The 21,653-nt window shown below is 70.4% G+C and carries 13 protein-coding genes and 1 pseudogene; 13 read left to right on the top strand and 1 reads right to left on the bottom strand.

The window, feature by feature from the left end; all coding sequences use genetic code 11:
- The first annotated feature begins 73 nt into the window (after nt 1–73).
- The 10 genes and pseudogenes from ACFC09_RS10860 to ACFC09_RS10815 all read left to right on the top strand — a co-directional run bounded on the left by ACFC09_RS10860 (nt 74) and on the right by ACFC09_RS10815 (nt 7,462).
- Nucleotides 74–886 carry a hypothetical protein gene (locus ACFC09_RS10860; protein ID WP_376525772.1) on the top strand — a complete coding sequence of 271 codons (813 nt, stop codon included), beginning with the start codon at nt 74–76 and terminating at the stop codon, nt 884–886.
- A 236-nt stretch (nt 887–1,122) separates the two neighbouring features.
- The gene (locus ACFC09_RS10855) at nt 1,123–1,761 is read left to right on the top strand and encodes an HAD family hydrolase (RefSeq protein ID WP_376525770.1); all 639 of its coding nucleotides are present in this window, start codon (nt 1,123–1,125) and stop codon (nt 1,759–1,761) included.
- A gap of 63 nt (nt 1,762–1,824) precedes the next feature.
- On the top strand, nt 1,825–2,022 hold the full coding sequence (locus ACFC09_RS10850) for a helix-turn-helix domain-containing protein (RefSeq protein WP_376525768.1): 198 nt from the start codon (nt 1,825–1,827) through the stop codon (nt 2,020–2,022).
- A gap of 339 nt (nt 2,023–2,361) precedes the next feature.
- The gene (locus tag ACFC09_RS10845) at nt 2,362–3,000 is read left to right on the top strand and encodes a hypothetical protein (protein ID WP_376525767.1); all 639 of its coding nucleotides are present in this window, start codon (nt 2,362–2,364) and stop codon (nt 2,998–3,000) included.
- Nucleotides 3,001–3,387: 387 nt separating this feature from the next.
- A complete protein-coding gene (locus ACFC09_RS10840; RefSeq protein ID WP_376525765.1) occupies nt 3,388–3,744 on the top strand; it encodes a hypothetical protein in 357 nt (118 codons plus the stop codon).
- A 471-nt stretch (nt 3,745–4,215) separates the two neighbouring features.
- Nucleotides 4,216–4,674 (top strand): NUDIX domain-containing protein, encoded by a 459-nt coding sequence (locus ACFC09_RS10835; RefSeq protein ID WP_376525763.1) that lies wholly within the window; start codon nt 4,216–4,218, stop codon nt 4,672–4,674.
- Nucleotides 4,671–5,690, top strand: coding sequence for a hypothetical protein (locus tag ACFC09_RS10830; RefSeq protein ID WP_376525761.1), 1,020 nt, complete (start codon nt 4,671–4,673; stop codon nt 5,688–5,690). The genes ACFC09_RS10835 and ACFC09_RS10830 overlap by 4 nt, the downstream gene beginning before the upstream one ends.
- 114 nt (nt 5,691–5,804) lie before the next feature.
- A pseudogene (locus ACFC09_RS10825) lies at nt 5,805–5,930 on the top strand (VapC toxin family PIN domain ribonuclease); the annotation flags it as partial.
- A gap of 167 nt (nt 5,931–6,097) precedes the next feature.
- Nucleotides 6,098–6,526 carry a VOC family protein gene (locus ACFC09_RS10820; RefSeq protein ID WP_376525759.1) on the top strand — a complete coding sequence of 143 codons (429 nt, stop codon included), beginning with the start codon at nt 6,098–6,100 and terminating at the stop codon, nt 6,524–6,526.
- Nucleotides 6,527–6,793: 267 nt separating this feature from the next.
- Nucleotides 6,794–7,462, top strand: coding sequence for a hypothetical protein (locus tag ACFC09_RS10815; protein WP_376525757.1), 669 nt, complete (start codon nt 6,794–6,796; stop codon nt 7,460–7,462).
- Nucleotides 7,463–7,650: 188 nt separating this feature from the next.
- Here ACFC09_RS10815 and ACFC09_RS10810 read toward each other — a convergent pair whose 3' ends face one another.
- The gene (locus ACFC09_RS10810; RefSeq protein ID WP_376525755.1) at nt 7,651–8,529 is read right to left on the bottom strand and encodes an aldo/keto reductase; all 879 of its coding nucleotides are present in this window, start codon (nt 8,527–8,529) and stop codon (nt 7,651–7,653) included.
- Between the two features lie 552 nt (nt 8,530–9,081).
- Here ACFC09_RS10810 and ACFC09_RS10805 point away from each other — a divergent pair.
- From ACFC09_RS10805 to ACFC09_RS10795, 3 genes are all read left to right on the top strand, one after another.
- Nucleotides 9,082–9,915: a sterol desaturase family protein gene (locus ACFC09_RS10805; RefSeq protein WP_376525753.1), complete on the top strand. Its 834-nt coding sequence runs from the start codon at nt 9,082–9,084 to the stop codon at nt 9,913–9,915.
- Nucleotides 9,916–10,032: 117 nt separating this feature from the next.
- Nucleotides 10,033–19,974 carry an amino acid adenylation domain-containing protein gene (locus ACFC09_RS10800; RefSeq protein ID WP_376525751.1) on the top strand — a complete coding sequence of 3,314 codons (9,942 nt, stop codon included), beginning with the start codon at nt 10,033–10,035 and terminating at the stop codon, nt 19,972–19,974.
- Nucleotides 19,964–21,628 (top strand): phytoene desaturase family protein, encoded by a 1,665-nt coding sequence (locus tag ACFC09_RS10795; protein WP_376525749.1) that lies wholly within the window; start codon nt 19,964–19,966, stop codon nt 21,626–21,628. The genes ACFC09_RS10800 and ACFC09_RS10795 overlap by 11 nt, the downstream gene beginning before the upstream one ends.
- Nucleotides 21,629–21,653: the final 25 nt, after the last annotated feature.

The raw sequence follows: 21,653 nt of genomic DNA, 5'->3' as shown, positions 1-21,653 counted from the left end.
ATGCCGCACTTCTGACTGGTGAACAGCTCCCATCTGAAGCCTCGGGTCGCTAGTTTAGAGAGAAGTCAAACCGGTGCTTGAAGTCGTAGATACCGAAGGGATGCACCTGATGACGGAATCGAATTCCGAATCAGATCGCACATCACCCCGAGCTTCGACACTTCGCGGAAGATTTTTCGATCAACTCCGTCAACCTTCATCCAAGGCCGTGATCGTAGGCGTATCGATATCTATTCTCGGCGCGCCGGCGTCGATCTTACTGGGCTGGATCCCCAGCCCTTTCGAGGATAAAGAAGCGAGCTTGCAGATTGCCGTACTGGAAAGCGGAACCATAGGTCCCGCATGGGTTATACCCACTGAATATTCGTCGCGCCTGGACCGATCGGGTGAGCTTGGAAGAAATTCGCAAGTAATCTCTCAGTGGGAGAAAAAGGGTCAAGCGACGCCAGCCGGAACGCAAGTATTGAGGGTGGCCTTTCAGGGCTCGACCGGGAAGTCGATCATTATTTACAGCATGGAGGTGGATGCTGACTGCGGCCCCCCTGAGCGCGGCCTTCTTTATCAAGAAGGTGGAGGGGGAACGGCATCACCTCGACATTTCGAGGTGACTCTTGATGCCGCAGGCGGGCCCAAGGTTGAGCCCTATAAAGAAATAAAGGGAGGTCGGATAGACGGAAGCGAGAAGACGTCATTTCCGTATACCGTATCGGAAAGCGATGTCGAGTTCTTTGAGATAGATGCAACCACGCGGCAGAGCAGTTGTAAATGGCAGGGGAAAGTGCACTGGACTGTCGGAGGGAAAGTCCACGACAGTGTCATTTCGGACAATGGGAAGCCGTTTCTGCTGACTTCGTCATCCGGCCTGGGGCTTTGGGGGGAGCCGTAAATCTTGACCTGTCTCCTGGGCAAGCGACCTCGGGCTGCCCGCCATTCCGTCCTTGGGGCGGCTCACGGGCCCCACAAAACCGGCCAGCTCCCGGGCCTGATCAGGCAATCCACACTCTGGACTCGGCCGGCCACGCTGACGCTCCCCCGCCGGCGCAAGACGCCTGCGCAGAACGCAGCCCCTGCTGCATTCGGGCAGTGGGGGCCGTTTCGTCATGCCCGGGTACGCTCCCGACCATGATTCGCGCTGTGATCTTCGACGTCGGCGAGACGATCACCCGAGATGATCGGTACTGGGCGGCCTGGGCCGACTGGCTCGATGTCCCCCATCACACTCTCTCAGCCCTCGTCGGCGCTGTAGTCGCGCGCGGAGACGACAACGCCGAAGCGCTACGCCTGCTACGCCCCGGCATCGACATCCCCGCCGAGTACGCCGCAAGGGAAGCTGCCGGCCGCGGCGAGTACCTCGACGAGAGCGACCTGTACGACGACGTCCGCCCCGCCTTCTCCGCACTCCGCGAACTCGGCGTTCGCGTCGTCGTCGCAGGCAACCAGACAGCCCGCGCCGGGGAGTTGCTACGCGAGCTGGAGTTGCCCGCGGACCTCATCACCACGTCCGGCGAACTGGGCGCGGCGAAACCGGCATCGGAGTTCTTCGAACGGGTACTGACCGCGGCCGGCCTGGACGCGGCGACTTCCTTGTACGTCGGCGACCACCCGGCAAACGACGTCGGCCCCGCACATGCCGCCGGGCTGCCCTCCGCGCACCTGCGGCGGGGACCTTGGGGCAACCTCTGGGCGGGAACCTCGGAGGCGGCTTCGGCGGACTACCGGATCGACAGCCTGCTTGACCTCGTTGGGATCGTCTCTGCCTGACCTCCCTTACGAACCAACCTGGTAGCGATACGGTGGCAGACCCAGGACAGTTCGGGGGCCTACGTGTCCGTACGTTCGGTCGGTGAGCGCATCGCCTACTACCGGAGCGTGGCACGCCCGCGGATGACCCAGCAGCAACTCGCCGACGCCGCATGTGTAGCACTGGGCACCATCCGCAAAATTGAACGCGGGGAACGCGGTGTCAGCACCGACACCCTGGAAGCCATCGCGGACGCGCTCCACGTCGACCCGGGGCACTAGGTGACCGCGAGGTGACCCAGTCCCGAGCCCACGCCGCGCTGCCCGCGCTGTCCGGCGTGATCGCCGCCTACGACCTCCCCGACGGCGCCCCTGTCCACTCACCGCCGCAACTGCGCGTGGCTGTCGAGGAGGCGGTCGGGTGGCGCCTGGCTGCGCAGTACACCCGGATCGCGCGGGCGCTCCCCGACCTGCTACCGGAGCTGCTGCGCGGCTATCACGCAGCAACAGAAAGGGGAACGCCGGGAGTGGGCGGTCCTGTTGGTGCGGGCGGCCCGTTCGGCAGACGCAGTCGCGTACAAGGTCGGCGCCAGGGACCTGTCCGCCCGGATGATCGAGCTGATGCGGTGGGCTGTCCCCGCCGCCGAAGACCCGGTGCTCACGTCGTCCGTCGCCTATGTGCGCACCGAGACGTTCTTCGCCGCCCGTGCGCACGCCACCGGGTTGCGCGCGCTTGAGGCAGCCATCGACGCCGCCCCCGCACCGGACGACACTCCGGCGACGGCGGCACGCGGCGCGCTGCACATGCGGGCCGCAGTCATCGCCGGCCGGGCCCGCGACGGGTCTGCGGCCGGAACGCACTTGTCGGAGGCCCGCGCCTTGGGCGACCGGGTCCGTGAGGACGTCTACTGCGGGACCGCGTTCGGACCGGACTCCGTGTGCGTCCATGAGGTCTCGGTGGCGGTGAGCCTCGGCGACGAGCACGCCGGCCGTGCCTTGGACGTCGCCCGCGAATGGGCGCCTCCGCAAAACCTCCCCGCGGAGCGACGGTCGGGGTTCTACATCGAGATGGGCCGCGCACAGCTGTGGGCCGGCCGACCGGATGATGCGTTCGAGGCGCTGAAGGTCGCGCGTCGGATCGCGCCGCAGCACACCCGGGAGCATCCGTGGGTTCGGCAGGACGCGGCGACGCTGCGTCGGTTGAAGCGTGCGGACGTCGAAGACCTCAGCAACTTTGCGGAGTGGTGCGCGGCCACCTGACTACCCCTCACCGGGGTACTTCTGCCGTGTGGGTAGGACCACCATCTGTCGCACGCGAATGCCGAGCAGATGGGACCTGGGATGCCTGACGCGCCCTTGCCCCCGCCGATGGTCATAGACCGCGAAGTGAGCATCGCCCGTCTTCACGGCCTGGCCTGCTTTCACTGCGGGTCTGTCGCTGGGCCTTTGCGTATGGCAGGGAGAGTCGTGGTGCGTGGTGCGACTCGTGTGTGGCCGGTCGTCACGTGCGGGTGCCGACGTGAGCAGCCCGAGATCCCGGCCGAAGGAAGTCTCCGGCGACCGTGCGACCGGTCCCGGGGCGTGGCCGACTGGTGAAGGAGTCGACATGCCGCACAGTACCGTCCAGCCGCTCTACGGGGTGATCAGATGAGCAGCACGGTTCAGGAGATCCCCGCCGAGGTCCTTGAGATCCTGGCGCTGCCCGCCCTGGACGGCCTCGCCGACGACAAGGTTCGGGGCGCCGAATGCCTCTGGTGCCCCACGTCGTTGACCGGTGCGACCGCTGTCGACTTCGGTCAGCGGCGCTCCCCCTTGAACGGCTCGTCGGCGGTTTCGGGGATGGCCTGGTTCCCCCGGGCCTGCCGCTCCTGCGTCGCCGGCCGCGCCCACCGCGGCCTGTTCACCCACACCGTGGCCTGCCCGCTCTGCCAGGCAGAGCAGACAGCCGCTGACTGCATCATCGGCCGCGGCCTGTACCGGCTGGTGAGGGACTGCCGACGATGACCCCGGACAGACTCCCGCCCCGCGCGAGGCCCCGTCTCGGCTACATGACCATCCGGGTCTATCAGATCGACCGCTGCGGGAAGATCACCCGCGACGGCCGAACAGTTGTCGTCCCTCCCGCCGCGGCACTGCCACCGCGCACGGACGGCTACCCACCGTGCGAGTGCCCACGTCACCGAGCCGAACGGTCATGAACCCCCGCCCCCGGCCCGAGCCTCCGCCCACCGCGTCACTGACCGCAGCCCAGTATTCGGGGTGGGCCTGCTGCTGGTGCGGCAAGAGCCTCCTCGACGTCATCGGCGCCCAGTCCGCCGGCATCGCGCGCGGCCGGAGCGGCGCCCACGTCCTCGACAACGAGGTCTACGCCTGTCCCGACTGCGCGGGCCGCAGCGTGCCCACCCAAGCAGGCAATTCGTCACCACCGGGAGAAAGCCGCCATCATGGCGGATCTTCTACCAGAAAGGTCCGCCGATGAGGCGGCTTGTCGCCCTCGTATGGCGCGCGATCCGAGGTCCGATCCAGTGGCGCATCCTCTGGATCGCCCACGCCACATTCATGGCCGGCGTGACCGGCGTCGTCCGCGACGACTCCGGCCGCGTCCTTGTCCTCCGCCACCGCATGTGGCCGCCAGACCGGCAGTGGGGACTGCCCACCGGCTACGCGAACAAGGGCGAGGACTTCGCTCAGACGGTGGTCCGAGAGGTGAAGGAGGAGACCGGCCTGGCCGTGAAGCCCGGCCGTCTCATCCATCTCCGCAGCGGCTACCGGCTGCGCATCGAGGTCGCCTACGAAGCCCAACTCGTCGGCGACGCCACACCCCGCATCAACTCCTTCGAGGTCCTGGAGGCCCGATGGTGCACACCCGACGGCCTGCCGGACGGGATGCAGGAATCCCACCGGCAGCTCATCACCAGCTCGACACCGGAATGATCCGACTTGCGCCCCATGAAGTCCTCGTCGGCGACAGTGCCGCGGTCGCCGCGGCCCTCACCCGGTGGCGCACCGACCTGACGACACTGACCGGCGCCCACAAGGAGCACCGGTTCCGGACGCTGGCCGATCACCTCGACGAGTGGAGGTCGCAAGGGGTCGACACGTCGCCGTTCCACAGCGGCCTGTACCTCGCCCGCAACCGCTACTCGGAGATCGGCCTGCGGCACATGCTGCCGCTGGACCGCGTCCTCGTCGGCGCGTCGTCGACCCGGCCCGGAGCGTTCGGCGGATTCCACCACCCGAACCAGGGCTACCGGCACCTCCAGATGGCAGCCCTGATCACCATGTACGGACCGCTGGACCGGGACGTCCCCGCGGATCCGGATCTGGCGATGCTCGACCTGGTGCGCGCGCACGCACACGACTGTCTGCACTACGGCTCCGCCCGCCGCTACGTCCTCGGCGAGAACGGTCAGGTGGTGCGCACCCAGTACGGCATCAACTGGCGACGCCCGGACGGGCGCACCTACTCGTCCTCGGACCCGCAGGACGCCGCGCACACCCGGAACCTCGGGATCATCATGGAGGGTGCGTGCGACCGTGAGTCCCGGCGCCTGACGCGACAGGTCGCCGAACTGTACGACATCACCGGTCCCGACAGCCCCGACGACATCGGGTGGTGGGCGTACCGGGACGCCACCGGACAGCTCGATGACGACGAACCGGCGGCGGACGCCGGAAAGCCGTTCGACGGCGAGGCGGGCACCTACGCCGGTTCCATGGCCCGCTACCAGCGGTCCGTGAATCACCGGTATGAGCAGTGGCTCGCCGAGGTGGGCGCAGGTGAACGGGAGGGCCTCCAGGACCTGGTCCTCACCGCCGTCATCAGTGGCGACACCGGCAACCTCTGCCGCCGGCTCGACGACCGCCACGGTCCGGGAACCTTCGCCGGCATGTTCCGAACCAGCGGCTATCTGACAGCACCGCCGCAACAGACGGCCGCCTGCGTGTAGCGGTCCCCGGTCGGCCCCGCTCGTCCGCTCCCCCCGTGGCGGATGGGCGGGGCCTCTCAGTGGCTGCGCCACAGAGCGCCCAATCACGCCTGCCGACGCCCGTACCAGGCCATCACCGCCGCCGTCGCGGCCGCCGGAAGGCTCCCCCTCTTCACCACCGGCCCCGACGCTTTCGAGGGCCTCGACGACTTGATCACCATCGTGCCCGTCACCCGGCCCGAGGTCCTGCCCGACCGGTAGCGCCCCGTCCATCCCACCCCGCCCCGCACTGCGCCGGAGGCGGGACGGTTCCGCTCCCGGTCGCGGACACCCACCGCCCGTCACCGACGCACGCCACGCGAGACCTCGATCCGCACGAAAACGGCGCCCGGAGTCTCAGTGTCGGCACGCGCCCGTACAGTTACCCGATGACGCCGATCAAGAAGTTCCAAGTCACCTTCGACTGCGCAGAACCTGAGCGGCTCGCTCGTTTCTGGTGCGAGGTGCTGGGGTACGTGGTACCGCCGCCACCGGCGGGGTTTGCCACTTGGGACGACTTCAAGGGCTCGCAGCCACCTGAGGAGCGGGATTCCTGGTTCGCCTGCGTCGATCCCTCAGGTGTGGGACCGCGGCTGTACTTCCAGCGTGTCCCCGAGGGGAAGGCCGCCAAGAACCGGGTGCATCTTGATGTGCGGGTCGGCACCGGACTCGTGGGTGAAGAGCGCCTCGCCGCACTCGAAGCGGAATGCGCGCGACTGGTCCCGCTCGGTGCAGTGCACGTGCGCACTCTGTATGACGGCAATGATTCGTGCATCCCGATGCTGGACATCGAGGGCAACGAGTTCTGTATCGACTGAGAGGCCCTTTCGGCTCCTCCGCCACGCGCGCACTCCGGCGTTACCCGCGAGCCGGAACCCCGCCGGTCGCCGCGCCGACGTTCACCGCGCAGCCGACCTGCCCGTGTTCGACGTCCGTCGCGGAGACCGGATCGTACGAGGGCCGGGGAATTCCTCATATAGGAGGGTTTGGCGCGACAGAAAGCAAAAGCCGGACACAGCCGCTCCAGCGCCGCGACACACTCACCACTGCAACCGATCGTGCACACAGAGCGACATGGAGGGTGCGTGTTCCACACCATGAAGCAGCGACTGGCGGCGTGCGCCGCAGCAGCGGCCTTTGCCGCGGCGGCCGTCTCGTTGGCCGCTCCGTCGACGGCCGCCGGTGCCGCCGCCGTCGGCGAACTGACCTACGGCAGCGACATCCTGCTGCAGAACCAGTACGGAGGTGACGGCGGGTACCTGGACACCAACGGGCGCTCCGGCCAGCAGGGCGCCACCTACGACGTGAGCACCAACCAGACCCCCAACAGCCGCGGCCCCGCGACCTCGGTCTGGAAGGTCGTCTCCGCCACCGGCAAGGCCAGCGGCACCCGCGTCACCAGCGGCGACGTCATCTACCTCGTCAACCAGTACGGCAGCGGCACCTACCTGGACACCAACGGACACTCCACCCGCCAGGGCGCCAAGTACGAGGTGTCCACGACCGTCACCAAGGACCGCGGCCCCGGCACGGGGAAGTGGCACATCTTCGGCAGGACGTCCTCGCCCACGGACGGCAACATCCGCACGGACGACATCGTGCACCTGCTGAACGACTACGGATCCGCCAACGGCGGCTTCCTCGACACCAACGGGCGCTCCAGCCAGCAGGGCGCCAAGTACGACGTGTCCACCAGCCACTACACGGACCGCGGGACGGGCACCGGCTCCTGGAAGGTCCTGCCCGCCAACTGACCTGACCGAAGGTCGGCCGTCTCACCGTCGCCGCGCGTCACCAGTGCGACCACCCCTCCTTGCGGTGTGGTCGCACCTGGGGGCGCGCGGCGGTGTGACCGTGACCCGGCACCCGACGGGGCGCGGCCAGGTGCGCGTTGGGCGCGAGGCAGGGGCGCACGGGTCCGGCGAGGGCAGTTGCGGACCGGTCAGGCGTCGACGCTGTCGGCCAGCGCGGAGAACTCCTCGTCGGTGAGGGTGACTTCGGCGGCCGCCACGTTCTGTTCGAGGTGGGCGACGCTCGACGTGCCGGGGATGGGAAGCATCACCGGGGAACGGCGCAGCAGCCAGGCGAGCGCGAGCTGCGACGGACTCGCGTGGTGTTCTCTGGCCGCGTTGTCCAGCGGGCCGCCCGAGCGGGCGAGTTCGCCCGTGGCCATGGGGAACCACGGGATGAAGGCCAGGTTCTCGTGCTCGCAGTGGTCCAGTACGTCCTCGGCGGCGCGGTTGGCGAGGTTGTACAGGTTCTGCACGGACACGATGTCCGCGATCCGACGTGCCTGGCCGAGCTGCTCGACAGTGACCTCGGACACACCGATGTGCCGGATCTTGCCCTCCCGTTGGAGGAGGACCAGTTCGCCGAGCTGGTCGGCCGGCGGCACCTTGGGGTCGATGCGGTGCAGTTGGAAGAGGTCGATGCGGTCCAGACCGAGATGGCGCAGGCTCAGCTCGCACTGCTGGCGCAGGTATTCGGGACGGCCGAGCGGGCGCCAGTCGTCCGGACCGGCGCGGCTCAGGCCGGCCTTGGTGGCGATGACGAGGTCGTCCGGGTAGGGGTGGAGCGCCTTGTGGATCAACTGCTCGCTGACGAAGGGGCCGTAGGAGTCCGCGGTGTCGATGAGGTTCACGCCCAACTCCACGGCACGCCGCAACACGCGCACGGCTTCGTCGGGATCCGCGGGCGGGCCCCATACGCCGGGGCCGGTCAGCTGCATGGCTCCGTATCCGAGGCGACGGACGGGCAGGTCGCCACCGAGGGAGAAGGTGCCGGAAGCCTCGGCTGGGCGGGAGGCGGCGGATGCGGTCATGAAATGTCCTTCGGTCAGGGGCGGCGACAGCGGCAAGGTTCCACCGGATACGCGGGCCGATGCGCGTGGGCGGCCCACGGCCCGCCCGGCACCGCGGCCCTGCCGGAGGCACGACGAGACTGCTGCCGTACGGCTTCTCTCCCACCATCCTGATCCGTCGGCACCGACGGCGCACCCCGCGGCGGTCCTGGCGGCCGGGGTCGGCCGGACAGGACCGGCGCCTGCGTCGGCCGCCGGGCCCGGACCGTCGTTCCGTGCCGGTGGTGGCGAGGCGAGCGGCACGGTGGTCCGTGGGGCCCGCCCGGACCGGCCACCCTGACCCGTCACCCGGAGCCGTCGCCCAGGCCCGTTGCCCAGGCCGGTCGCCCGAGTCGGTCACTCAGAGCAGCCATCCATCCGGAGTTCGATCTTCCGTTCAACCGTTCACCCCTGAGGAACCCTGGACTCCACAAAGGTCATACAATCACTCTTAGTTGTCGCATGATTACACACTGCCACGGGGGGCAGGTACGAACCGAGGGACGCAGGGTCTCAGGGAGGGGAGGGGCACCCATGTGGATTCGTCGCACGGCCTATCCCGTGCTGCTGGTGCTGATGGTCGTCGTGGCCGTCGTGGTGCTGCGCTTCCACCTGAATCCCGGACTGGCGACCTCCGGCTTCCAGTTCGGAGTCATCGCCTATCTGGTGATCATGGAGCGGGTGATTCCCTACGACCGCACCTGGCACCCGGACCGCCGTGAATGGGGCTGGTACGGCATCTACTTCGTGCTGACCACCTTGGGCAGCGTCATCGCGCAGCTGCTGGTCGCCGCACTCGTCGCCGTCCTGTCCCCGGCCAAACCGAAGCTGCCCCTGGCGGCCGAGATCCCACTGGCGCTGCTGGTGGGGTCGCTGGCCAGCTATCTGGTGCACCGGTTGGGCCACACCAACCGCTGGCTGTGGCGGCTGCACGGCATCCACCATGTGCCGGAGAAGGTCAACGTCGCCAACAACGGCGTCAATCACGTCCTGGACGTCCTACTGGCGCAGAGCAGCGTGCAGTTGTCGCTGAGCCTGTTCGGGTTCTCCCAGCAATCCGTGTTCGCGACCGGCCTCTTCGTCATCACCCAGGGCTATTTCATCCACGCGAACATCGACGTCCGTATCGGCTGGCTCAACTACGTGTTCGCCAGCCCGGAACAGCATCGTCTGCACCACAGCACGGATCTCTCCGAGGCCGGTCACTACGGCTCGGAACTGGCTGTCTGGGACCGAATATTCGGCAGTTACACCTGGTATCCCGACCGGAAGCCACTCGCCGTGGGTCTCAAGGACCCCGCGTCCTTCCCGAGGACCGAAGCCGTCTTCGCCAGCCAGCTCCGGTCGTGGCGACGTCCTGTGAACTGACGACGCACCTCCCTGTACGAACCTCCACCTGACCGCGGCCGGAGCCGGCCGCGGTCGGGCCATCGTCCTGCCCCTTTCACACGCGCCGCCGTGCCACCACAACTCAAGGATTCGGCCATGTCGGACCTATGCAAGGTCGTCACCCGCGACAAGATCGCGATCATCGGAATCGGCTGCCGCCTGCCCGGCGGCGCCTCGGACCACCGGACGTTCTGGCAGAACCTGATCGACGGCAGGGACTGCATCACCGCGACGCCCGGAAACCGGTATGACATCGCGACCCTCGCCAGCCGGGACAAGACCAAGCCCGGCCGACTGGTCGGCGGGTGCGGGGGTTACATCGACGGTTTCGACGAGTTCGACCCGGCGTTCTTCGGCATCAGCCCCCGCGAGGCCGCGCACATGGACCCGCAGCAGCGCAAGTTGCTGGAGGTGGCCTGGGAGGCGCTGGAGGACGGCGGGCAGAAGCCGGCCGAGCTGGCCGGGCAGGACGTCGGCGTCTTCGTCGGCGCGTTCACGCTGGACTACAAGATCCTGCAATTCGCCGACCTGGGGTTCGAGACGCTGGCCGCCCACACCGCGACCGGCACGATGATGACGATGGTGTCGAACCGCATCTCGTACTGCTTCGACTTCCGCGGCCCCAGCGTCTCCCTCGACACGGCGTGCAGTTCCTCGCTGGTGGCGGTCCACCTGGCCTGCCAGAGCCTGAGCCGCGGCGAGAGCAGCCTCGCGCTCGCCGGCGGCACGCTGCTGCACATGGCGCCGCAGTACACCATCGCCGAGACCAAGGGCGGCTTCCTCTCCCCCGAGGGCCGCTCCCGCACCTTCGACGCGTCGGCCGACGGTTACGTGCGTGCCGAAGGCGTCGGTGTGGTCGCCCTCAAGCGCCTGGACGACGCCCTGCGCGACGGCGATCCGATCCACGCGGTGGTCATCGGCAGCGGCGTCAACCAGGACGGCCGTACCAACGGCATCACCGTGCCGAACGCCGACGCCCAGGTCGCCCTGATCGAACGGGTCTGTGCCGAGGCGGGCGTCGCGCCCGGCAGCCTGCAGTACGTCGAGGCCCACGGCACGTCGACCCCGGTCGGCGACCCGATCGAGGCGGGCGCGTTAGGCCGGGCGCTGTCGATCGGGAGAGAACCCGGCGCCGCCTGCTACGTGGGCTCGGTCAAGACCAACATCGGGCACACCGAATCCGCCGCCGGCATCGCCGGGTTGATCAAGACAGCGCTCTGCCTGAAGCACCGGAAGATCCCACCCCACATCAATCTCGACCAGCTCAATCCCGCGATCGACCTGGACGCGCTGCCCTACCGGATCCCGACCAGCACGGTCGACTGGCCGGAGCACGACGGACCCGCCCGCGCCGGGGTCAACTCCTTCGGCTTCGGCGGCACCAACGCCCACGTGCTGCTCGAAGCGGCACCGGCCCGTGCGGAGGCCGCGGGGAACACGGCAGCGGCCACGACGGGTGCGGCAGCGGGTACGACAGCGGCCACGGAGAGCGAGGAGGCCGCTGCGGGCGCGGGGGACGCGAGGGGCGCGGGGGCCGAGGTGCCGGCGGCAGCGGTTCCGCCTTCGTACTCCATCCTTCCGCTGACCACGCGTGACCCGGCGCTGCTCCCCGAGGCGGCCGCCGGCATCCGCAAGGAGCTGGCCGGGTCCGGCCACGCCCCGGCCGCCTCGCTGACCGACATCGGCTACACCCTGGCCCGCCGCCGCCAGCACCTCGAATCGCGGCTGTCGGTCGTCTACGACTCGCGTACGTCGCTCGAAGCGGCCCTCGACGCCTATCTGCGCGGCGACCAGCACCCCCATGTGCTGGTCGACCAGCGGCGCGAGGGCGAGCAGCGGCGGCTGGTCTGGGTCTTCACCGGGATGGGGCCGCAGTGGTGGGCCATGGGCCGGCAGCTGTTCGAGACCGAGCCGGTCTACCGCGCGGCGGTCGAGCGCTGCGACCGCGAGATCCGTGACCTCACCGGCTGGTCGCTGGTGGAGGAGATGTCCGCCGACGAGGTGGACTCGAAGATGAGCGAGACCTGGCTGGCCCAGCCCGCCAACTTCGCCGTCCAGGTCGGGCTCGCGGCCCTGTGGCGCAGCCGCGGCGTCCGTCCGGACGCCGTCGTCGGCCACAGCACCGGCGAGGTCGCGGCGTTCTACGAAGCGGGCGTCTACACCCTGCGGGACGCGGTCACGGTCGTCGTGCACCGCAGCCGCCTCCAGCAGAAGCTCGTGGACACCGGCGCGATGCTGGCCGTGAGTCTCTCCGAGGACGAGGCCGAGCGGCGGGTGGCGCCGTACGCGGACCGCGTGTCGGTGGCCGCCGTCAACAGTCCGACGGCGATCACCCTGGCCGGGGACAAGGACGCGCTGGCGGAGCTGGCCGTGCAACTCCAGGCGGAGGACGTCTTCGCCAAGTTCCTCACCGTACGAGTGCCCTACCACAGCCCCCGTATGGATCCGATCAAGGACGAGTTGCTGTCCTCGCTCGCCGGGCTGGAGCCGCGCGCCGCGCGGGTGCCGCTGTATCTGACGGGAGGGCCTCAGGCCGCGGCCCGCGGCCGGGCCGAAGGGCCCGAGCTGGACGCGGACTACTGGTGGCGCAACGTCCGCGACAGCGTGCGCTTCCGGGACGCCGTCGACCGCCTCGTCGAGGACGGCCACGGCCTCTTCCTGGAGATCGGCCCGCACCCCGTGCTGGGTCACTCGATCGCCGAATGCCTGACCGCCAAGGGCGCCGAGGGGCGCAGCCTGCCCTCGATCCGGCGCCAGGAGGACGAGCGCGCGCGGTTCACCCTCTCCCTCGCCGCTCTCCACAACGCGGGCGTCGACATCGCCTGGGAGGTGCTGCACCCGCGGGGCGGGCCGGTGACGCTGCCCCGCTACCCCTGGAAGCGGGACCGGCACTGGACGGAACCGAAGGCCGTCGAGCAGATCCGGCTCGGCAGGCGCGAACACCCGCTGCTGGGCCGTCGGCTGGCCACGGCGGAACCGGCCTGGGAGGCCCGACTCGATGTCGAGGCCCTGCCCTATCTGCTCGACCACCGCATCCAGGGCAGTGCGCTGTTCCCGGCGGCGGGCTATGTGGAGATGGCGACGCAGGCGGTGCGCGCGATGACCGGCGGCGGGGAGGCCGTGATCGCCGACATCGAGCTGCGCAAGGCGCTGTTCCTCTCGGCCGGTTCCGACGGCGGGAGAGCCCCGGAGGAGTCCGGCGGCGACCCGGCCCCGGCCGTCTCCGGCGGCGACACCGCCACCGTGCAGCTCTCCTTCTCCGCGGAGAACGCCGCGTTCACCGTCGCCACGGTGCACGCCGACGACTCCCGGGAGCGGACCGTGCACGCGCGCGGAGTCGTCCGTACCGGGCAACGCGCCGCCGGTACGGCCCGGCTCGACGCCGGCCCGGTCCAGGCGCGCAGCCTGCGCCGCCTCGACGGCGCCGACTGCTATGCCGCCCTCGGGGCGCTGGGCTACCACTACGGCCCGGCGTTCCAGGGCATCGAGGAGGTGTGGATCGGCCGGGACGAGGCGCTGGCCCGGATCCGTCCGACGGAGCCGATCGGTGCCGACGCCGCCCACCACCACATGCACCCAGTTCTCCTCGACGCCTGCTTCCAGACCCTGCTGACCCCGCAGATCGTCGAAACCGGTGACGACGCCGGGGACACCGCGGGCGGTATCCGGCTGCCGTTGTCGATCGACGAGGTGCGCATGGCCGCCGTGGGCGACCGTCCGCTGTGGGCGCATGCCGTCGTCACCCGCCGGGCGGACGGTGAACTCGTCGGTGACATCGCCGTCCACGACGACGACGGCGCGCCGCTCGGCCGGATCAGCGGCTTCCGTGCCGCCGACATCGAGAAAGCCTCCGCCGCCGTCAGCCTGAGCACCGTGGACTCCTGGCTGGCCGACGTCACCTGGGTCCACACGCCGTACGCGGCGGACGTCCACACGCCGTACGCGGCAGACGTCGACACCCCGGACACGCCGGACGGCGACACCGGGTACGCGGCACGCACCGACGCCCTCCACGCACCGGACGCCGACACGTCGAGCACGGCGGACCCGGTCGCTCCGTGGGCGGCGGAAGCCGTCCCGCCGTACCCGAGAGAGACCGTCACCCCGTTCCCGGCCGAGGCCGTCGCCGCGGGCGGGACGGCCGCGCCCCGCTGGCTCGTCCTCGCCGACGACCGGGGCGTCGGCGACGCACTCGCGGCGCTGATCGCCGGGCACGGCGGGCACTGCCACCTGGTGCGCGCAGGAACCGCCTACCGCGTCGCCGAGGACCTGCGCGAGTCGACGGTCCGGCCGGACTCCGCCGCCGACCTGGACCGTCTCCTCACCGACCTGCGCGCCGCGGGCGGCCGACCGTACGACCACGTCGTGCACCTGTGGAACCTCGACCTGCCCACGTTCGACGCGCCGGCCGCCGCCGACGAGTTGCGCGGACTCTCCGGTCTCGGCGGCTACTCGCTGATCGCCCTCGCCCAGACGCTGCCGTCCGCGCTGCCGGATGGCAGGCTGCACATCGTCACCCGCGGCGCCCAGGCCGTCGTACCGGGTGATCCGGTCGAGCCGCTGTCCGCTCCGGCCTGGGGCATCGGGCGCGTCCTGTGGCAGCAGGAACTCACCGCCCACCGCGGAAAGCTGATCGATCTCGACCCCGCGTCCGCCTCGTGCGGGGCCGACGCCGAGGCACTGCTGCGGGAGGTGACGGCCGCCGGTGAGACCGCCGACGACGAGATCGCGCTGCGCGCCGGCCGCCGCTACACCAGCCGCCTCACCCCGGTCGCCGGCCGGCTGACCCGTCCGCTGCCGCTGCGGCTGCGCGCCGACGGCGCCTACCTGGTGACCGGTGCCTTCGGCGCGCTGGGCCGGCTGCTCTGCCGCGCCCTCGTCGCCTGGGGCGCACGACGGCTGATCCTGGTGGGCCGGACCCGGCTGCCCGACCGGGAGCACTGGCGCGAGACCGATCCCGGCTCCGCGGCCGGCCGCGCCGTCCGGTTCGTGCAGGAGCTGGAGGCGCTGGGCGCCCAGCCCGTCCTCGCGCCCCTCGACATCAGCGACGAGGCGAGCCTGACGGCCTGGCTGGCGGAGTACCGGCGGCTCGCGTCCGCGCCGATCCGCGGTGTCTTCCACCTCGCGGGCCAGGTCCGCGACACCCTGCTGCCCGACATGGACCGGGAGACCTTCGACGCGGTCCACGACCCCAAGGTCCTCGGCGCGTACCTCCTGCACCGGCATCTCGGCGCCGAACCGCTCGACCACTTCGTGCTCTTCTCCTCCATCGCCTCCCTGCTGACGACCGCCGGGCAGACCAACTACGCGGCGGGCAACGCGTTCCTCGACGCGCTGGCGCACCACCGCCGGGCCCGCGGCCTGCCCGGTCTCAGCCTGGACTGGGGTCCCTGGGCGACCGGGATGATCGAGGAGCTGGGGCTCATCGAGCACTACCGCAGGAACCGCGGCATGAGTTCCCTCTCGCCCGAGGCGGGGACGGCCGTGCTGGAACGCGTCATCGGGCAGGACCGGGCCCAGCTGCTCGTCGCCACCGTCGTCGACTGGCCGGTCTTCCTCGCCTGGTACGCCTCCCCGCCGCCGCTGGTGAGCGAGCTGGCCGCGGCCCTGGGCGGCCCGGCCGCCGCACAGGGTGAACAGAGCAGCTTCCTCGACGCGTTCCGGGACGCCGATGACGCGGCCCGTCGGACCCTGGTGGCCGAGCGCTTCACGGCGGTGGTCGCGGGTGTGCTGCGGGTGGCGAGCGACCAGGTCGAACTCGACCACGCGCTGGGCGGACTGGGCCTGGACTCGCTGCTCGCGATGGAGCTGCGCTCCCGCGTGCACGCGGAACTCGGCCTCGCGCTCCCGGTCGTCACCCTGCTCAGCAGCGCCCCGGTGGGCGAACTGATCGGCCGGCTCCACGAGGGCCTGGCCGAGCTGGTGGCGGCCGGTGCGGACGAGGCCGCCGGCGGTGCCCCGGTCGAGCTGTTCCGCGACGAGGGACGGCACCCGCTGACCCAGAACCAGAAGGCGCTGTGGTTCCTCAAGCAGCTCAACCCCGACGGTTTCGCCTACAACATCGGCGGCGCGGTCGAGGTGCGCGTGGAACTCGAACCGGAGCTGATGTTCGACGCGTTCCGTGTGCTGATCGAGCGCCATCCCAGTCTGCGCGCCAACTTCACGCACGAGCAGGGGCAGCCGGTGCAGAAGATCGCCCCCGCCGCCGAGGCCGCGCTGCGCCGGGACGTCGCCCTCTTCGACGTGGAGGGCGTGGCGTGGGACGACGTCCACGCGATGATCGTGCGCGAGTACCGCAAGCCGTACGACCTCGAACGCGACCCGCTGATCCGGTTGCGCCTGTTCCGGCGCGGTCCCGACCGCTGGGTGCTGATGAAGGCCGTCCACCACATCATCTCCGACGCGATCTCGACCTTCACCTTCATCGAGGAGCTGCTCGCGGTCTACGAGGCGCTGCGCCAGGGCCGCGCCCCCGAACTGCCGCCGGTCTCGGCGCGCTACCTCGACTTCCTGAACTGGCAGAACCAGTTCCTCGCCGGTCCCGAGGCGCGCCGGATGCTCGACCACTGGAAGGGCCGGCTGCCGGCCGACGTCCCGGTGCTCGGCCTGCCCACCGACAAGCCCCGTCCCGCGGTGCAGACCCACAACGGCGCGTCCGAGTTCTTCGTGCTCGACGCCGACCTCAGCGCCCGCGTCCACGACGTGGCCCGCGAGCACAACGTCACCGTGTTCATGGTGCTGCTCAGCGCCTACTACCTGCTGCTCCACCACTACTCCGGGCAGGACGACATCATCGTCGGCAGCCCGGTGACGGGCCGTACCCAGGAGGAGTTCTCCTCGGTCTACGGCTACTTCGTCAATCCGCTGCCGCTGCACGTCGATCTGGGGGACGGGCCGTCGGTGGAGCAGTTGCTCGCCCGTGTCCGGGATGTCGTGCTCGGCGGCCTGGACAACCAGGAGTACCCGTTCGTGCTGCTGGTGGAGGAGCTGGGCCTCCAGCACGACCCGAGCCGGTCGGCGGTCTTCCAGGCCATGTTCATCCTGCTCACCCACAAGGTGGCCACCGAGAAGTACGGCTACCGCCTGGAGTACATCGAACTGCCCGAGGAAGAGGGCCAGTTCGACCTCACGCTGTCGGTGTACGAGGACGAGGCGGACCGGCGTTTCCACTGCGTCTTCAAGTACAACACCGACCTGTTCCTGGCCGCGACGATGCGGCGGCTGTCCGCGCACTATGTCAACGTCCTCGACGCCCTGACCCGCGCCCCCGCCGCGCACCCGGCCGGCCGGCTGGAACTGCTGGGCGCCCCTGAGCGCCGGCAGATCCTCGGCGACTGGAGCGGGGCCGGTCGCCGGGCCGCCGAGCCCGGTGTGCCGGTGCACGAGCTGATCGTCCGGGCCGCCGCCGAGCGCCCCGGGGCGACCGCCGTCTGCGTGCCCGCCGAGGACGGCACGGCCGAGCGCATGACGTACGCCGCACTCGACCGCCGCAGCCGCGACCGCGCGCGACGGCTGCGCGAACTGGGCGTCCGCGACGGCGCGGTGGTCGCCGTCTGCATGGAGAAGTCGGCCGAGCTGGTGGTCACCCTGCTGGCGGTACTCCGGGCGGGCGGTGCCTATCTGCCGCTCGACCCCGGCAACCCGGCCGACCGGCTGGCCTACCTGGCCGAGCACGCCGGGGCCGCGCGCATCATCGTGGACGGCGCGGGCGGTGCGCGCTTCGCCGGGCATTCCGGCGTGCTCACCCTGGCGGAGCTGTCCGACGCGGCGGGCGCACACACGGCGACCACCCCGCCGAAGCCGACGGGGCAGGCGGAACCGGCCGGGCCGACGGGCCAGATCGAGCCCGCCGGGCAGGCCGGGCAGGTCACGGCCGGTGCTGCGGCCGACGCCGCCGACGCCGCCCATCCGACCGATGCGACCGACCCGACCGACCCAACCGACCCGACCGTCGGCATGGACGGCCCCGCCTACGTCATCTACACCTCCGGCTCCACCGGCCGTCCCAAGGCGGTGCAGGTCAGCCACCGCAACCTCGCGTCCGCCTACGCCGCCTGGCGGGCCGAGTACCGCCTCGACACGGACGTCCGGGTCCATCTCCAGATGGCCGGCCCGGCGTTCGACGTCTTCACCGGTGACCTGGTCCGCGCCCTGTGCTCCGGCGGGACCCTGGTGCTGGTCGGCCGTGAGCTGCTGTTCAACACGGCCCGGCTGTACGCGACCATGCGCGCCGAGCGGGTCGACTGCGCCGAGTTCGTGCCCTCGGTCGTGCGCGGCCTGATGGCCCACTGCGAACGCGACGGTGCCCGGTTGGACTTCATGCGCCTGCTGATCGTCGGCTCGGACACCTGGAAGGTGGAGGAGTACGACCGGCTGCGCGGCCTGGCCGGACCGGACACCCGTGTGGTCAACTCCTACGGCCTCACCGAGGCCACCGTGGACAGCACCTACTTCGAGGGCCCGACCGACGGCCTGGAACCGAGCCAGATGGTGCCGATCGGCCGGCCGTTCCCCGGTGCCGAGGTGTACATCCTGGACGGGCACGGCGCACCGGTGCCACCGGGCGTCGCGGGCGAGCTGTGGATCGGCGGCGCCGGGGTCGCCCTCGGCTATCTCGCCGATCCCGGGCACACCGCCGAGCGTTTCGTCAGCCGCACCCTGGACCACGGCAGCGGCGCGGCACCGGTACGGCTGTACCGGACCGGCGACCTGGCCCGCTGGGACACCGGCGGCGGAGTCCACCTGCTCGGCCGGGCCGACTCACAGGTCAAGGTCGGCGGCCACCGGGTGGAGATCGGCGAGATCGAGTTCCAGCTCGCGGAATGGCCCGCGCTGGCCCAGGCGGTCGTCGTCGTCCGGCCGGACCGCACCGGCGAGAACACGCTGTGCGCGTACGGCGTCGCCGCGCCCGGAGCGAAACTCGACTGGCGGGAGCTGCGCCGGCACCTCGGCGAGCACCTGCCGACGTATCTGATCCCGGCGGCTTTCACCGAGCTGCCCGCGCTGCCGCTCACCCCGAACGGCAAGGTCGACGTCGCGGCGCTGCCCGAGCCCCGCTTCGAGAGGGGCGAGGACGCCCACGAGCCGCCCGTGACGCTCTACGAGACGCGGATGGCCGACCACTGGGCGGCGCTGCTCGGTCTCGGGGAGGTCGGTCTCCAGCACGACTTCTTCGAGGTCGGCGGCAGCTCGATCAAGCTGATCGAGCTGATCCACGGGTTGCAGAACGAGTTCGAGATCAGCATCCCGGTCAGCCAGCTGTTCAAGGTCACGACGCTGCACGGGATGGCCCGGACGGTCGAGCACATCATCACCGGCCGGCTGCCCGGCGCCCAGCCGTTCCTCCGCTTCAACCGGGGGGCGGGTCCCGCCGTGTTCTGCTTCCCGCCCGCGGGCGGGCACGGCCTGGTCTACCGGCGGTTCGCCGAGCAGCTGCCGGAGTACGAACTCGTGGCGTTCAACTACGTCGCCGAGGACGACAAGGTCGCCCGGTACGCCGATCTGATCGCCGCGCACCAGCCGGAGGGGCCCTGCTCGCTGCTCGGCTACTCCCTCGGCGGGAACCTCGCCTTCGAGGTGGCCAAGGAACTCGAACGGCGCGGCCGTGAGGTCGCCGACGTCGTCATCGTCGACTCGTACCGCATCGACGCCGCCTTCACCCCGGGCGCCCGGCACATCGAGGCGTTCGAGCGGGAGCTGCGCGAGCACCTGCGCAAGCACACCGGCTCCGAGACCCTCGCGCAGGAGACCCTGGACCAGGCCAGGGACTACATCGCCTTCTGCGGCCGTACTCCCAACCTCGGCACGGTCGGCGCGGCCGTCACCGTCGTCTCCGACGAGCAGAAGGTGGCCTTCTACGCCGCGGGCGAGCGCGGGACCTGGCACGGCACCTCGACCGCGCGCACCGAGGTGCTGCGCGGTGCCGGCGTCCACGCGGACATGCTCGACCCGGGGTGCATCGAGCACAACGCCCGGCTGGTGCGCGGCGTCCTGACGCACACCGCCGTGATCGAAGGGGCGGCCCCGCATGCGGCGTAGTGGCAGGGTGCAGTGGAGCGAACGCGAGCGTGCCCCCGGGGCCAAGCCGCGCGTCATCATCGTCGGAGCGGGCGTGGGCGGGCTCTCCGCCGGCTGCTACGGGCAGATGAGCGGCATGGAGACCCGTGTCTTCGAGAAGCACGTGCTGCCCGGCGGCTGCTGCACGGCCTGGTCCCGGGACGGCTACGTCTTCGACTACTGCATCGAATGGCTGACCGGCACCGCCCCCGGCAACGAGGCCCATCAGGTCTGGCGCGAGCTGGGGGCCCTGGACGGCAAGACGATCCGGAACTTCGAGGTGTTCAACACGGTCGTCGACGACGACGGCCGGTCGGTGGTCTTCTACAACGACCCCGACCGGCTGGAGCGGCACCTGCTGCGGCTCTCGCCGGCGGACGCGCCGCTGATCCGGTCGTTCTGCCGTGACCTGCGGCGGTTCACCGACATCGACATCTTCCCGTTCCTGAAGCCGGCCCCGCTGCTGACGCTGCGGGAGAAGGCCAGGGCGCTGCGGAAGATCCTGCCCCTGCTGAACCTGTTCCGGCGCACCGCCGGGACCTCCATGGAGTCGTTCGCCGCGCGCTTCGAGGATCCGCTGCTGCGCCGGGCGCTGCCGTTCGTCTTCTTCCAGGACCACGAGGTCTTCCCGCTGCTGCCGTACCTGTTCAACATCGCGGGGGCCCACCAGTCCAACGCCGGGTTCCCGCAGGGCGGTTCGCTGGGGCTGGCCCGGTCGATCGAGGAGCGCTACACCTCGCTGGGCGGCCGGATCGACTACCGCACCCGAGTGGAGCGGATCCTGATCGAGGACGGCCGCGCGGTCGGCGTGGAACTGCGCGGCGGCGAGCGGCACTACGCGGACCACGTGGTGGCGGCCTGCGACGGCGCCACCACCCTGGACCGGTTGCTGAAGGGGCGCTACTCCAGCCCGAGGACCGACCGGCTGTTCCAGTCGGTCCTCGGCACCCCGAAGCTGGTCTACCCGGGGGTGGTGTCGGTGTTCGTCGGGTTCGCCGGGGACGTGGCGCCGGACGCCCCGCACAGCGCGACCTATCTGCTCTCCGCCGCCGACAGCGCCCGGCTGCCCGGCGTGCTCCAGGACAGTCTGGTGGTGCAGTTGCGCTCCCGGTTCTCGGACGGGCTGGCACCGCCCGGCAAGTCGGTGATCCACTGCTCCTACTTCAGCGACTACACCTCCTGGAAGGAACTGCGCCGCACCGACCGCCGCGCCTACCGGGCGCGCAAGCAGGAGGCCGGCCGGTTCGTGCGGGAGTTCCTGGAGCGCCACCACCCCGGGATCGCCGCGCGCATCGAGGTGGTCGACGTCGCCACGCCCGCGACCACCGAGCGCTACACCGGCAATCTGCACGGCTCCATCCTCGCCTGGAAGTCCTACACCGAAGCCGACGGCCTGATCCAGCACCTGATCGAGAAGGACCGGCTGCAGCTGCCGGGGCTCGACGGGCTCTGGCTGGCGGGTCAGTGGTTCACCGGCGGCGGGCTGATCCGGGTGGCGGCCGGCGGCCGGTTCGTGGCCCAGTACCTCTGCGAGGAGCTGGGCCTCAAGTTCCGGGCGTGGGAGAGCACGGCCGGTGAGACGTGGCATCCCGGGAAGCTGGGCCACCTGCCCCAGCTCGACAAGAGCATGAGGTGAGGGGCGTGACGATGCCTCGCAAGCC

The sequence above is a fragment of the Streptomyces sp. NPDC056161 genome, assembly GCF_042268025.1.
Classification (GTDB): domain Bacteria; phylum Actinomycetota; class Actinomycetes; order Streptomycetales; family Streptomycetaceae; genus Streptomyces.
This window is presented reverse-complemented; position numbering and strand designations above follow the sequence as displayed.

Coding starts and splice junctions, on each gene's coding strand:
- ACFC09_RS10855 (WP_376525770.1), top strand. CDS start 1,123: ATGATTCGCGCTGTGATCTTCGACGTCGGCGAGACGATCACCCGAGAT.
- ACFC09_RS10845 (WP_376525767.1), top strand. CDS start 2,362: ATGCGGTGGGCTGTCCCCGCCGCCGAAGACCCGGTGCTCACGTCGTCC.
- ACFC09_RS10840 (WP_376525765.1), top strand. CDS start 3,388: ATGAGCAGCACGGTTCAGGAGATCCCCGCCGAGGTCCTTGAGATCCTG.
- ACFC09_RS10835 (WP_376525763.1), top strand. CDS start 4,216: ATGAGGCGGCTTGTCGCCCTCGTATGGCGCGCGATCCGAGGTCCGATC.
- ACFC09_RS10830 (WP_376525761.1), top strand. CDS start 4,671: ATGATCCGACTTGCGCCCCATGAAGTCCTCGTCGGCGACAGTGCCGCG.
- ACFC09_RS10820 (WP_376525759.1), top strand. CDS start 6,098: ATGACGCCGATCAAGAAGTTCCAAGTCACCTTCGACTGCGCAGAACCT.
- ACFC09_RS10810 (WP_376525755.1), bottom strand. CDS start 8,529: ATGACCGCATCCGCCGCCTCCCGCCCAGCCGAGGCTTCCGGCACCTTC.
- ACFC09_RS10805 (WP_376525753.1), top strand. CDS start 9,082: ATGTGGATTCGTCGCACGGCCTATCCCGTGCTGCTGGTGCTGATGGTC.
- ACFC09_RS10800 (WP_376525751.1), top strand. CDS start 10,033: ATGTCGGACCTATGCAAGGTCGTCACCCGCGACAAGATCGCGATCATC.
- ACFC09_RS10795 (WP_376525749.1), top strand. CDS start 19,964: ATGCGGCGTAGTGGCAGGGTGCAGTGGAGCGAACGCGAGCGTGCCCCC.